The organism is Herminiimonas contaminans, from assembly GCF_015645465.1.
GTDB classification, from domain to species: domain Bacteria; phylum Pseudomonadota; class Gammaproteobacteria; order Burkholderiales; family Burkholderiaceae_D; genus Oxalicibacterium; species Oxalicibacterium contaminans.
This window is the reverse complement of sequence record NZ_JADOEL010000009.1, coordinates 111,936-125,613: the sequence shown is the minus strand read 5'-3', so window position 1 is coordinate 125,613 and position 13,678 is coordinate 111,936. Positions and strand designations below refer to the sequence as shown.

The 13,678-nt window shown below is 55.5% G+C and carries 11 protein-coding genes; 6 read left to right on the top strand and 5 right to left on the bottom strand.

From position 1 onward, the window contains the following. Positions 1-105: 105 nt before the first annotated feature. The 4 genes from lpdA to aceE form a co-directional block, all read right to left on the bottom strand. Positions 106-1,923, bottom strand: a complete 1,818-nt coding sequence (lpdA, locus tag IXC47_RS12305) for a dihydrolipoyl dehydrogenase (RefSeq protein WP_175626220.1) — start codon at positions 1,921-1,923, stop codon at positions 106-108. 83 nt (positions 1,924-2,006) lie between these two features. Next, on the bottom strand, positions 2,007-2,576 hold the full coding sequence (locus tag IXC47_RS12300) for an Ntn hydrolase family protein (RefSeq protein ID WP_175626219.1): 570 nt from the start codon (positions 2,574-2,576) through the stop codon (positions 2,007-2,009). Positions 2,577-2,592: 16 nt separating this feature from the next. Beyond that, positions 2,593-3,966, bottom strand: a complete 1,374-nt coding sequence (gene aceF / locus IXC47_RS12295; protein ID WP_195875804.1) for a dihydrolipoyllysine-residue acetyltransferase — start codon at positions 3,964-3,966, stop codon at positions 2,593-2,595. Between the two features lie 111 nt (positions 3,967-4,077). Then, complete coding sequence (aceE, locus tag IXC47_RS12290; protein ID WP_175626217.1) at positions 4,078-6,774, bottom strand: pyruvate dehydrogenase (acetyl-transferring), homodimeric type; 2,697 nt, start codon at positions 6,772-6,774, stop codon at positions 4,078-4,080. 304 nt (positions 6,775-7,078) lie between these two features. Here aceE and folD point away from each other — a divergent pair, with 304 nt between their 5' ends. The 6 genes from folD (at position 7,079) to IXC47_RS12260 (ending at position 12,993) form a co-directional block, all read left to right on the top strand. Next, positions 7,079-7,930: a bifunctional methylenetetrahydrofolate dehydrogenase/methenyltetrahydrofolate cyclohydrolase FolD gene (gene folD, locus IXC47_RS12285; protein ID WP_195875803.1), complete on the top strand. Its 852-nt coding sequence runs from the start codon at positions 7,079-7,081 to the stop codon at positions 7,928-7,930. Next, a complete protein-coding gene (locus IXC47_RS12280; protein ID WP_195875802.1) occupies positions 7,930-10,005 on the top strand; it encodes a M3 family metallopeptidase in 2,076 nt (691 codons plus the stop codon). Before folD ends, IXC47_RS12280 begins: the two co-directional genes overlap by 1 nt. A 40-nt stretch (positions 10,006-10,045) precedes the next feature. Continuing rightward, positions 10,046-10,651 (top strand): glutaredoxin family protein, encoded by a 606-nt coding sequence (locus IXC47_RS12275; RefSeq protein ID WP_195875801.1) that lies wholly within the window; start codon positions 10,046-10,048, stop codon positions 10,649-10,651. Positions 10,652-10,692: 41 nt separating this feature from the next. After that, a complete protein-coding gene (locus IXC47_RS12270) occupies positions 10,693-11,118 on the top strand; it encodes a DNA polymerase III subunit chi (RefSeq protein ID WP_195875800.1) in 426 nt (141 codons plus the stop codon). Then, positions 11,115-11,537, top strand: a complete 423-nt coding sequence (locus tag IXC47_RS12265; RefSeq protein ID WP_195875799.1) for a hypothetical protein — start codon at positions 11,115-11,117, stop codon at positions 11,535-11,537. The genes IXC47_RS12270 and IXC47_RS12265 overlap by 4 nt, the downstream gene beginning before the upstream one ends. A gap of 139 nt (positions 11,538-11,676) precedes the next feature. Next, the gene (locus tag IXC47_RS12260; protein ID WP_175626211.1) at positions 11,677-12,993 is read left to right on the top strand and encodes a D-amino acid dehydrogenase; all 1,317 of its coding nucleotides are present in this window, start codon (positions 11,677-11,679) and stop codon (positions 12,991-12,993) included. Positions 12,994-13,083: 90 nt separating this feature from the next. Here IXC47_RS12260 and IXC47_RS12255 read toward each other — a convergent pair whose 3' ends face one another. Then, positions 13,084-13,593, bottom strand: coding sequence for an Lrp/AsnC family transcriptional regulator (locus IXC47_RS12255; protein WP_175626210.1), 510 nt, complete (start codon positions 13,591-13,593; stop codon positions 13,084-13,086). Positions 13,594-13,678 lie beyond the last annotated feature (85 nt).

Here is a 13,678-nt window from a genome sequence, read left to right as displayed (position 1 = left end):
ATATAGAAAATACCTAATGTTTAGGCAATCTCATATTAAAGCGAGTTACGCATAAAATAAAAAAGCGACGCATAGCGTCGCTTTCTGTTTGCGCCTGAAAGCAGCTTATTTCTTGCGTGCTGGTGGCAGGTCGGTACAGACGCCTTCAAACACTTCAGCCGCCATACCGATCGATTCGCCCAGGGTAGGATGCGGATGGATGGTTTTGCCGATGTCCACTGCATCTGCGCCCATTTCAATCGCCAGTGCGATTTCACCGATCATGTCGCCAGCGTGGGTACCGACGATGCCGCCACCGACGATGCGATGTGTTTCAGCATCGAACAGCAATTTGGTGAAGCCTTCGTCACGACCATTGGCAACTGCACGACCCGACGCTGCCCAAGGGAAGTGACCTTTTTCCAGCTTGATGCCTTTGGCCTTGGCTTCGTCTTCGGTAATACCGACCCATGCCACTTCCGGATCTGTGTAGGCCACCGAAGGAATGACGCGGGCGTCGAAGTATGCTTTTTCACCGGCAGCGGCTTCAGCAGCAACGTGTGCTTCGTGCACGGCTTTGTGCGCCAGCATAGGTTGACCTACCAGGTCGCCTATCGCAAAGATGTGCGGCACGTTGGTACGCATTTGCGCATCGACTTCGATAAAGCCACGATCTGTGACTGCAACGCCTGCCTTGTCAGCGGCGATTTTCTTGCCGTTCGGGCTGCGGCCTACTGCAACCAATACCATGTCGTAGACTTGTGGTTCTGGTGCGGCCACGCCTGCTTCAGCTGCTTCAAACGAGACTTTGATGCCTTCTTTCAAGGCTTCAACTGCAACGGTTTTGGTCTTCAACATGATTTTGTCGAAGCGCTTCTCGTTGAATTTTTGCCAGACTTTGACCATGTCGCGGTCTGCGCCTTGCATCAGGCCATCCATCATCTCGACCACGTCTATGCGTGCGCCCAATGTGGAGTAGACCGTTGCCATTTCCAGGCCGATGATGCCGCCGCCGATGACCAGCATGCGTTTAGGTACGCTGCGCAATTCGAGCGCGCCAGTCGAGTCGACGATACGTGGATCTTGCGGTACGAACGGCAGGTTCACGACCGATGAACCGGCAGCGATGATCGCTTGCTTGAACTGGATAGTTTTTTTGCTGCCGTCAGCTGCAGTCACTTCGATGTGGTGTGGACCGACGAACTGGCCTACGCCTTGCACGACATTGACCTTGCGTGCTTTCGCCATGCCAGCCAGGCCGGTGGTCATTTTGCCGATGACTTGCTCTTTGTAGCCGCGCAGTTTGTCGATGTCGATTTGCGGTTTGCCGAAGGTGACGCCGTGCGCCGCCATCGCTGCTGTTTCATCAATGACTGCTGCGACGTGCAACAAGGCTTTGGATGGAATGCAACCTACGTTGAGGCAGACGCCGCCCAGTGTCGAGTAACGCTCAACCAGCACGGTGGACATACCGAGATCAGCCGAACGGAATGCTGCAGAGTAACCGCCTGGGCCTGCGCCGAGGACCATCATGTCGCATTCGATGTCTGCGCTGCCGCCGAAACTGGCAGCTACTGGTGCAGGTGCCGGAGCAGGTGCCGCGGCCTGAACTGGCGCTGGTGCGGCAGCCGGAGCGGCCACAGGGGCCGGTGCAGCCGCAGCAGCTGGCGCAGGAGTCGGCGCTGCTGCAGGTGCTGCAGCACTTTCCGCTACTTCCAGCACCAACAGCAAGGAGCCTTCTGCAACCTTGTCGCCCAGTTTGACTTTCAATTCCTTGATGACGCCTGCGTGGCTGGATGGAATTTCCATGCTGGCTTTGTCGGACTCAACCGTGATCAGCGATTGATCGATCTTGATCGTATCGCCCACATTGACCAGCAATTCGATAATTTCAACTTCCTTGAAATCGCCGATATCGGGGACTTTCACTTCAATCTTGCTCATCGCTTTAGCTCCGTATTTTTTATCCTGCCCGCTGCACCTGGTGCGTCGCGTCCGGATTGATATTTTTTAGTAACCCTGAAACATTATCCCTGCATGGGAAAACTGAGGATTTGAAACGGTCCTGCCGTACTCTTGTCGAACTCGGCACCTGCATGCACGCCGATTTCTGCGATCTCGCGTGCAGTGGCTGTGCCGTCATACGCTGCATACATCGCACCCAGTGCGAAATTACGACCGCTGCCTATGCCCCAGAAGCGATCAAAACTGAATACTTCACGATACGAATAAATACCGAAGATGCCGTAAGGATTGGCTACCAGCGTCGCAATCTGCGAAGACTCGTAGGGATCGTCTTCCTCTTCCTTGGTGTTGAGGAAGTATTGATCTTTCAGAATCTGATGCGCTTTGGTAAAGGTATCGAATACTTCATCGCGGCTGTTCAGCTTGCAGTCCTCGCCCATCCCCGTCAGCAATTTACGCATGACCGGGAAGTGAGCTGCAGTACCTGCCAGCGTCACGTACGACTGGCCGATCTGAAACATCTTGTTGTTCTCTTCGTACGCATGCGACAAACGCGTGTCGCCAAAGGTCACCAGCGAATCGCAGGCTATCGCGATTTCGCGGTTCTTTTTGACGACGACGCAGGTAGTCATGCCGGCACTCAGTCGATTACAACAGAGACTTGCGCAGGTCGCTCAGCACTTCGCTCAGGTACGTCACGAAGCGTGCACCTTGCGCGCCGTCGATCACGCGGTGATCGTAGGACAGCGACAAAGGCATGATCAGGCGCGGTACGAATTGCTTGCCGTCCCAGACTGGTTTCATCGAGGTTTTCGACAAACCGATGATCGCGACTTCCGGTGCATTGATCAGCGGTGTGAAGTAAGTACCACCGATGCCGCCCAGCGACGAGATGGTGAAGGTCGCGCCTTGCATGTCTGCTGGCTTCAGCTTGCCTTCGCGTGCCTGCGCCGACAGATCACCCATTTCCTGTGCGATTTGCGTGACCGATTTTTGGTCTACGCCTTTGACGACAGGAACTACCAGGCCTTGCGGGGTATCAGCAGCAAAGCCGATGTTGTAGTACTGCTTCAGGATCAGGTTTTCACCCGCTGCGTCGAGCGAGGAATTGAACTCCGGGTATTTCTTCAGCGCGGCTACGCAAGCCTTGATGACGAAAGCCAGCATCGTCAGTTTGACGCCGGATTTGGCCAGCGCGGTATTGGTCGATTTGCGCAGCTCTTCCAGTTCGGTGACATCGGCTTCGTCGTATTGCGTGACGTGCGGAATCATGACCCAGTTGCGATGCAGATTCGGGCCGCTGATTTTCTTGATGCGCGACAGTGGTTGCAGGGTCGTGGTGCCGAACTTGCTGAAGTCCAGCGATGGCCATGGCAACAGGTCCAGGCCTGCACCGCCGCCAGCTTTCACTGGTGCAGCAGCGGTAGCCGTAACCGGACCGGCAGCGATCACGCCCTTCACATAATTCTGTACGTCTTCCTGCGTGATGCGTCCTTTAGGACCGGTACCGCCTACCTTGCCGAGATCCACGCCAAGTTCGCGTGCGAACTTGCGTATCGATGGTGATGCGTGTGCCTTGCTGTTGGCAGCGCTGGCAGGTGCGGCCGCAACTGGTGCTGCTGGCGCTGGTGCCAGAGCAGCCGGAGCCGCGACAGGTTCTGGTGCAGGTGCGGCAGCAACCGGGGCCGGTGCAGGCGCTGGGGCCGCTACCGGAGCCGGGGCTGGTGCAGCAGGTGCTTCAGCTTTCGCTGGTTCTGCTGCCGGTGCCGGAGCAGCTGCAGCGCCCGATTCTTCCAGCAACAAAACCAGCGCGCCTTCGGCGATCTTGTCACCGAGTTTGACTTTCACTTCTTTGACCACACCAGCGTGGCTGGATGGAATTTCCATACTGGCTTTGTCGGACTCAACCGTGATCAGGGACTGATCGACCTTGATCGTATCGCCCGCCTTGACCAGCAGTTCAATGACTTCGACTTCCTTGAAGTCGCCGATATCCGGGACTTTGACTTCGACCATGCTCATCTTTTATCTCCGCTTGTTTGCGTGTCCACCATCACGACAGCGGGGAAGCAAATGGCGATTCCATCTGCATCCCCGTCGCCTCACTGATGAGGAAGGATTTTGGTATGTAGATTACAGCGTTACCGGATTGACTTTTTCTGGATTGATGCCGTACTTCTTGATCGCATCAGCAACCACGGAAGTCGCAATCGCACCTTCATCCGCCAATGCCTTGAGCGCAGCAACAGTGACGAAATAGCGGTTGACCTCGAAGAACTCACGCAGTTTTGCGCGGCTGTCCGAACGACCAAAGCCATCGGTACCAAGCACTTTGTAGGTACGATCTTTCGGCACGAACGCACGAACCTGTTCTGCGAAGGTGCGCATGTAATCGGTTGCAACCACGATAGGACCAGCGGTGTCTTGCAGCGACGAAGTGATGTGCGCCTGACGTGGCTTGTCGGTCGGGTGCAACATGTTCCAGCGCTCTACGTCCTGGCCATCGCGTGCCAGCAATGTGAACGATGGAGCGGACCAGACATCGGCAGTAACGCCCCAGTCGTCTTTCAGCAAATCGGCAGCAGCGATGACTTCGCGCAGGATGGTGCCGGAGCCCATCAGCTGTACGCGGTTCTTCGCTTTTTTCGCGCCTTCCTGCAACAGGTACAAGCCTTTGAGGATGCCCTCTTCCTGGCCTGGTTTCAGGCCTGGCTGCGCGTAGTTTTCGTTCATCAGGGTGATGTAATAGAACACATCTTCCTGGTTTTCGATCATGCGTTTCAGGCCGTCATGCATGATGACTGCGACTTCGTGTGCAAAGGTCGGATCGTAAGGAATGCAGTTAGGGATGGTCGAAGCCAGGATGTGGCTGTGACCGTCTTCGTGTTGCAAGCCTTCGCCGTTCAGCGTGGTACGACCAGCGGTACCGCCGAGCAGGAAGCCGCGTGCGCGCATGTCGCCCGCTGCCCATGCCAGGTCGCCGATACGTTGCAGACCAAACATCGAGTAGAAGGTGTAGAACGGCACCATGATGCGGTTGTTGGTCGAGTACGAGGTCGCTGCTGCGATCCACGATGCCATCGCGCCTGCTTCGTTAATACCTTCTTGCAGGATTTGACCGGCTTTGTCTTCACGGTAGAAGCTGACCTGGTCTTTGTCGACTGGCTCGTACAACTGGCCTTCACGGTTGTAAATACCGATTTGACGGAACAAGCCTTCCATACCGAAGGTACGGGATTCATCGACCAGGATAGGTACCAGGCGTTGGCCCAGGTTCGCATCGCGCAGCAGGATGGAAATGATGCGCACATATGCTTGCGTGGTCGAGATTTCACGGCCTTCTGCGGTCGCATCCAGTACTGCCTTGAATGCCGCCAGTTCAGGTACCGGCAGCTTCTCGTCAGCCTGTTGACGACGTTGTGGCAGGTAACCGCCCAGCGCCGCACGGCGTTCGTGCAGGTACTTCATCTCAGGCGCATCGTCAGCCGGTTTGAAGAATGGAATGTCTGGCAGGTGCTCGTCAGCGATAGGCAGATTGAAACGATCGCGCATTTCGCGCACTGCTTCGTCGTCCAGTTTTTTGGTTTGATGCGCAGTGTTACGCGCTTCACCCGATTTGCCCATGCCATAACCTTTGACGGTCTTGACCAGCAGAACGGTAGGTTGACCTTTGTGTTCTTGTGCTTGCTTGAAGCCAGCGTAGACTTTGTGTGGATCGTGGCCGCCGCGCAGCAAATGCCAGATGTCGTCGTCCGACATGCGCGATACCATTTCCAGCAATTTTGGATGCTTGCCGAAGAAGTGTTTGCGCACGTAAGCGCCATCCTTGGCTTTGTAGTTCTGGTATTCGCCGTCCAGCGTTTCCATCATGACGCGCTGCAGGATGCCTTCTTTGTCTTTGGCCAGCAGCGGGTCCCAGTTGGAGCCCCAGATGATCTTGATAACGTTCCAGCCGGCACCGCGGAATTCGCCTTCGAGTTCCTGGATGATCTTGCCGTTGCCGCGTACCGGGCCGTCCAGACGTTGCAGGTTACAGTTGACGACCATGACCAGGTTGTCGAGTTGTTCGCGACCGGCTACGCCGATAGCGCCCATCGATTCGACTTCATCCATTTCGCCGTCGCCGCAGAATACCCAGACTTTACGGTTGTCGGTTTTTGCAATCTCACGTGCTTGCAGATACTTCAGGAAGCGTGCCTGATAGATCGCCATCAATGGACCCAGGCCCATCGATACGGTAGGGAATTGCCAGAAGTCCGACATCAGTTTCGGATGCGGATAGGAAGACAGGCCTTTGCCATCAACTTCACGACGGAAGTTAATCAATTGTTCTTCGCTCAAGCGGCCTTCGAGGAAAGCGCGAGCATAAACGCCAGGCGACGAGTGGCCCTGGATGTACAGCAGATCACCACCGTGGTCTTCGGTCGGTGCGTGCCAGAAGTGATTGAAGCCGGTACCCAGCATGTTTGCGAGCGAAGCAAAACTGGAGATATGACCACCGAGGTCGCCATCAACGCGGTTCGCCTTAACGACCATCGCCATTGCATTCCAGCGCATCCACGAACGCAGGCGCTCTTCGTATTCCTGATTGCCCGGGGAATTGACACCCATGTCGGCAGGGATGGTGTTTACATATGCGGTAGTGCTGGAGAACGGAACTTGCGCACCACGACGGCGGGCCAGATCGATCAGGCGCTCCACCAGATAGTGGGCGCGGTCAGGGCCCTCGTGTTCGATAACCGCTTCGAGGGCATCAAGCCACTCTTGCGTTTCCATTACATCGGGATCGTTGGCGGCTTGCGCCAATACCTGGTCGAGCTGGGCTGACATAATTTGTCTCCTGATTTATCTTTAGTGCCGTTCTTTGTAAGAGCGGACCGTCATTTTGAAAACTGATAACACGTATAGTCGTGTAGTTTGCGCTGAGTTTAACAGCAGTTTTTGTTATTTTCAAATGGCGATATCATTTCTCATAATGCGAAATTATGCGGCATAGCAGCATTTTTACTGGCTTTTAGCGGCATTTTAAGAGCATGTAAACTTGCGGCATAAGCACCTTAGGGTGCCGCCCTGATAAGCCCTTATAATCTGTGACTTAGCTCTTCATTCACCCCCTATCACCCGAACTCGACCCATGACCGCACAAATCATTGATGGAAATTTGCTTTCTCAACAACTCCGCAAAGACGTCGCCGTCCGCGCCGCGGCCCTGACCGCCAAAGGCAAGCAGCCTGGCCTGGCCGTGATCCTGGTCGGTGCCGATCCGGCATCCCAGGTCTATGTGCGCAACAAGGTCAAGGCGTGCGAAGACAACGGCCTCTATTCATTACTTGAAAAATATGACGCAGATATGACCGAGGCTGCGCTGCTGGCGCGCATCGCGGCATTGAATGCGGACCCGAAGATCCACGGCATCCTGGTGCAAATGCCTTTGCCCAAGCATATTGATGCCAACAAGGTGATCGAAGCGATTTCCCCACGCAAGGACGTGGACGGCTATTCTGTACTGAGCGCTGGCGAGTTGCTGACCGGCCTGCCCGGCTTCCGCCCTTGCACCCCGTATGGCTGCATGAAACTGATCGAAAGCACAGGCACCAAACTGGCTGGCAAGCACGCAGTCGTCATCGGCCGCAGTAATACAGTAGGCAAACCAATGGCATTATTGCTCTTGCAAGCCAACGCAACCGTCACCATCTGCCATAGTGGAACCGCGGATCTTGCTTATCACACACGTCAGGCGGATGTGGTCGTTGCCGCTACCGGCCGCCGCAACACCCTGACCGCAGAGATGATCAAACCCGGAGCCATCGTGGTCGACGTCGGCATCAACCGCGACGATAACGGCAAACTGTGCGGCGACGTCGACTTCGCCAACGCCAAGGAAGTGGCCAGCTACATTACTCCGGTGCCAGGCGGCGTCGGCCCCATGACTATCACCATGCTTTTGGTTAACACCATCGAAGCAGCAGAGAGAGAAACCAACTGATGAATATTGCCCTGAACCCGCTGCTGGATTTTTCCGACCTCCCACAATTCGAAGCCATCAAACCCGAGCACATAGGCTCGGCCATCGATAGCCTGCTCGACCAGTGCCGCACCGTCGTCATTGAACTCGAAGGCCAGAGCGCCCAGGTGACCTGGGAGAACTTCGTCGAACCGCTGGAAAACGTCACGGAAAAACTCAGCCGGGCCTGGGGCATAGTAGGTCACCTGAATTCGGTCGTCGACACGCCGGAACTACGCGCCGCCTACAACGAGAACCAGCCCAAGATCACTGAATTCTGGACCGCGCTGGCGCAAAACCTGACACTGTTCACCAAATACAAAGCGCTGCAACTGGGCCCGGATTACGCGAGCTTCTCGGCTGCACGTAAAAAGATCATCGAAAACGCCGTACGCGATTTCCGCCTCGGCGGTGCCGAGCTGGCAGAAGAAGATAAGCCACGCTTTGCCGAAATTCAGGAAAAGCACGCGGCGCTGACCACCAAGTTTTCGGAAAACATCCTCGACGCGACCAACGAATACGCGCTCTATATAGAGAACGAAGCGGAATTGTCCGGTCTGCCGGATGATGCGAAGCAGGCTGCGCGTGTCGCTGCCGAGAAAGATGAGAAGCCAGGTTATAAATTCACGCTGCACTTCCCATCCTACTTCCCGGTGCTGCAATACGCTGACAACCGCGAGCTGCGTGCAACGATTTATCGCGCCAATGCGACCAAAGCGTCCGAGCTCGGCGGCCAGCCAGCCTGGGACAATACGCAAAACATCGTCGACATCCTGAAACTGCGCGACGAAGAAGCCAAGCTGCTCGGCTATAAAAACTTCGCCGAAGTCTCGCTGGTATCCAAAATGGCGCAAACGCCGGATCAGGTCATCAGCTTCCTGCAAGACCTGGCCAAACGCGCGCGTCCATTTGCCGAGAAAGACCTGGCTGAATTGCGCGGCTTCGCGAAGAAAGAATTGGGCATAGACCAACTGGAAGCCTGGGACGTCACCTACGCTTCGGAAAAACTGCGTGAGCAACGCTACGCCTTCTCGGAACAGGAAGTGAAACAATACTTCCCTGAGCCACAAGTCGTGGCCGGTTTGTTCCGCACCATCGAAAGCCTGTTTTCGGTATCCATCAAACCGGATGCCGCACCGGTCTGGCATCCGGATGTGAAATTCTTCCGCATCGAAAAAGATGGCGCGCTGGTCGGCCAGTTCTACCTCGACCTGTATGCACGCCAGGGCAAACGTGGCGGCGCATGGATGGATGATGCACGTGGTCGTCGTCGTATTGCGGAAGGCAAGGACGGCATACAGACGCCTATCGCCTACCTCACCTGCAACTTCACCGAACCTGCCGTCGTCAACGGCCAGGCCAAGCCAGCGCTGTTCACGCATGATGAAGTCATCACGCTGTTCCACGAATTCGGCCACGGCTTGCACCACATGTTGACGCGTGTTGAAGAGCTGGGCGTGTCCGGCATCTCCGGCGTCGAATGGGATGCAGTCGAACTGCCATCGCAATTCATGGAAAACTTTTGCTGGGAATGGGATGTGCTGTCGCACATGACCGCACACGCCGACACCGGCGCCAGCCTGCCACGCGCGCTGTACGACAAGATGATCGCGGCCAAGAACTTCCAGTCCGGCCTGCAAACCCTGCGTCAGGTCGAGTTCTCGCTATTCGATATGCACCTGCATTACGACTACAATCCGGACGGCAGCAAAACCGTGCAGGACGTGCTCAATGAAGTACGTGCGCAAGTGTCGGTCATGACGCCACCTGCCTTCAATCGCTTCCAGCATTCGTTCTCGCATATATTCGCCGGTGGCTACGCAGCCGGTTACTATAGCTACAAATGGGCGGAAGTCTTGTCGGCCGATGCATATGGCGCGTTTGAAGAAGCCAGCCAGAGCAGTGGCAACGTCTTGTCCAGCGATACCGGTGCCCGCTTCCTGCGCGAAATCCTGGCGATGGGCGGCTCGCGTCCGGCTATCGAATCGTTCAAGGCTTTCCGCGGACGTGAACCGACTATCGATGCCCTGCTGCGCCACAGCGGGATGGCAGCCTGACAAATATGAAAGCGGGCAGCCAGCTTACGGAGAAAATGAAATGAATAAGCGCTGGTCCTGGCTGCTGCTCTCTTTACTGTTTTCAGTAAATGCGCATGCCCAGTTATATAAATGGGTAGGCCAGGATGGCAAGGTGACGTATAGCGATACGCCACCGCCCGCTTCCGCTAAAAAAGTGGAAGAAAAAGCCATCACCGCTGCCCCCGTCACATCCGACCTGCCCTTCGAACTGGCCAAGGCCATGAAGGCGCAGCCAGTCACGCTCTACACCACCAGTAAATGCAATGCCTGCGACAGCGCACGCAGCCTGCTGAACGCACGCGGCATTCCGTATGCGGAAAAAACCGTCAACAGCAATGAAGACATCGCACGCCTGCAGCAAGTCGGCGGCGACAAGCAACTGCCTTTCCTGACCGTAGGTCGCAACAAATTATCCGGCTTTGAAGCCGAAGCCTGGAATATCCTGCTCGGTAATGCCGGATATCCGGAGAACAGCCAGTTACCGGCCAGCTATCGCAATCCGCCCGCACAGGCTGCCGCACCGAAGAAATTAGCCGAGCCGAAAGCCAGTGCCGCGCCAGTGCAGGATGCGGCTAGCGACAGCCTGCCGGCTGCTGGCAATGCACCACCGGGCTTTCGCTTCTGAGGCCAGTCCCGTAGCTCATTCGTTTTTAACTATTTGCTCTTATGACCCGTATCGACTTTCACAGCAACGTGCCTGACAAAATCAACTATGCGTGCCGCCTGGCGCGCAAGGCACGCAATGCCAACTTCCAGGTCGTGATCCTGGCGCAGGACCGGGCGCAACTGATGCAGCTGGATGAGAAGCTATGGACGTTTTCCGAACAGGACTTCCTGCCGCACGTGATGCTGGACGATGCGCTGGCAGCACAAACGCCGATACTGTTAACAGCTGATCGCGCGATGGAATCACCGCATACGCAAATCCTGATCAATCTATCCGATACCTCGCCGACCCACTTCGCACGTTTCGAGCGCATGTTTGAAGTCATCTCTACCGAAGACGCCGACAAATCGGCCGGACGCGACCGCTACAGTTTCTACAAACAACGCGGTTACCCACTCACCCATTTCGTGGCGGAACCGACATGAGCAACTCTACACAAGACTTCGGCATCCCGGTCCTGACTGAAGTCATCCCCACCCCGGCCCGCACCGTACATGTCGAAACGCCGAGCGAACCGATAACCGTTGCCCCGACTGACAGCGCATCGCTGGCTACAGACAGCAAAGCAGTCGATCCCGCCGCCCACCAGCCTATAGACAGCTGGCTGGATGAAGAGTGGACGCGCATGGAGCAAAAGATCAGTGAGCGTGTGCTCACACAATTGCTGGAGCGTATAGAACCGGTGCTGGAACAGCGTATCCGCGACAGCCTGGCGCAAGTCATGCAGGTGGCGGCTGAAGGCATCAGGCAGGATTTCCACCAAACCCTGTCCGACGCCATCAGTGATGCCGTGGCGCAAGAAGTGGATAAAATCCATTTTTCAAAAAAACAAAATAATCTCTGATTTCTTTGTTTTTAAAACGAAATAAAACTTCGTTTGTTTTTTTACATAAATTAAAGCCTCGATTATGAACGCCTAAAAAACAAATAACTTTCTACAATTTAGCTATTAGACAAACACCTGATTGGTTGGAGAGATAGAGATGAAAGTTATCGTTTTGGGTTCGGGAATTATCGGCACCTCTTCCGCGTGGTTCTTGAACAAACAAGGCCATGAGGTCACCGTAATCGAGCGTCAACCCGGCGCTGCACAAGAAACCAGTTTTGCCAACGGCTGTCAGATCTCGGTCTCGCACGCCGAACCTTGGGCCAATCCTGCGGCTCCGATGAAAGTCCTGAAATGGCTGGGCAAGGAAGATGCGCCGCTACTGTATCGCTTCCGTCCGGAATGGCTGCAATGGAAATGGGCACTCAACTTCCTGCGTGAATGTACGCCAGCACGCACCAACGACAACATCCGTCAGATCGTCGCCATCTGCGAATACAGCCGCCAGACCCTGCAAGCTGTACGCGCTGAAACCGGCATCAACTACGATCAACTGACCAGCGGCATCCTGCACTTCTATACCGATCAAAAAGAATTCGACGACTCACTGCCAGCCGCCAAACTGATGCGCGACCTCGGCTGCCCGCGCGATTCCATCAGCGCAGATGAAGTGGTGCGTATCGAACCGGCACTGGCCAGCATCCGCAACAAAATCGTCGGCGGTGACTACACTGCGACCGATGAATCCGGTGACGTCTATAAATTCACCAGCGGCCTAGCTGCCAAAGCGGCAGAAGCTGGTGTCAACTTCCGCTACAACACTTCAGTCACGCGCCTGCTGACCGAAGGCAGCGGTGCCAACGCCAAAATCACCGGCGTCGAAGTCATAGGCCCGGATGGCCGTCATCAAGTACTGCATGCAGATGCTTACGTCATGGCAATGGGCAGCTTCTCGGCGGAACTGGTTCGTCCGCTAGGCATAGACCTGATGATCTACCCGGGCAAAGGTTATTCGGCCACTTACAAAGTGACCGATCCAGCCGCCGCCCCGACAGTATCCCTGACGGACGACGGCTACAAATTAGTGGTATCGCGCCTCGGCGACCGCCTGCGTGTGGCGGGCACCTGCGAATTGAATGGTTACACCCGTGATCTGAATACCGCACGTTGTGAGGCCATCACGCGCCGCACCAAGGAGCTGTTCCCAGATGCATGTGACTACGACAATCCGGTGTACTGGACTGGTTTGCGTCCGTTGACGCCATCGAACGTGCCTTACATCGGCAAGACCAAGTACAGCAACCTCTACCTCAATACCGGCCACGGCACTCTGGGCTGGACCATGGGTTGTGGCTCGGGTCGTGCATTGGCCGAGATCGTCTCCGGCCTGCAGCCTGACCTGGACTTCAAATTCACCGGCATGCCTTATCGTCCGTCGAAACGAATCGCGACCAGCGTGACGCAACCGGCGTAATCCGTCCTAGCTTTTAAACAGCCTGCTCATAAAAAAACGCTGCATGTGTAAACATGCAGCGTTTTTTGTTATCCGTACGGTGAGCTTGCGCTACTTCTCTATCCTGACCTGCACCTCGGCCGACTTTTCATCGAAGGCAATACGGGTATCAAACTTGGCCCGTTTCATCGGGAAACGCGACTGGAAATGGCGCACATTGCCCGAGCCTGAAATCGCGCGGCGCACGAACTGGTAATACGCATCCATATCGACCACATGCACCACCAGGAAGTAATCGTAGTCACCCGACACGAAGTAACACTGCATTACTTCCGCCTCCTTGCCCATGCGCACTTCAAACTCTTGCATGTGCTCATCGGATTGATTGCTCAACGACACTTCCAGGAAAGCCAGCATCCCATATCCCAGTGCAAACGGGTCTATCATCGCCACATCTGCACTGATAATGCCGGCATCCCGCATGTCACGGATACGGCGCAAACAGGTAGGCTGGGAAATATGCACCTTATCGGCCAGCGTGCGCGTTGGCGTCTGGTTATCCTTCTGCAGCAGGTTCAGCAGCTTGCGGTCTACTTTATCCAGGGTATGAAGTTTGCTCATATAAACGTGGGAAGCTCGAAAATTGCACCAAAAAACACTTTGCGTCGCATTTTCTTATGTTGTAAGGTCAATGTCTTGCAAGGCA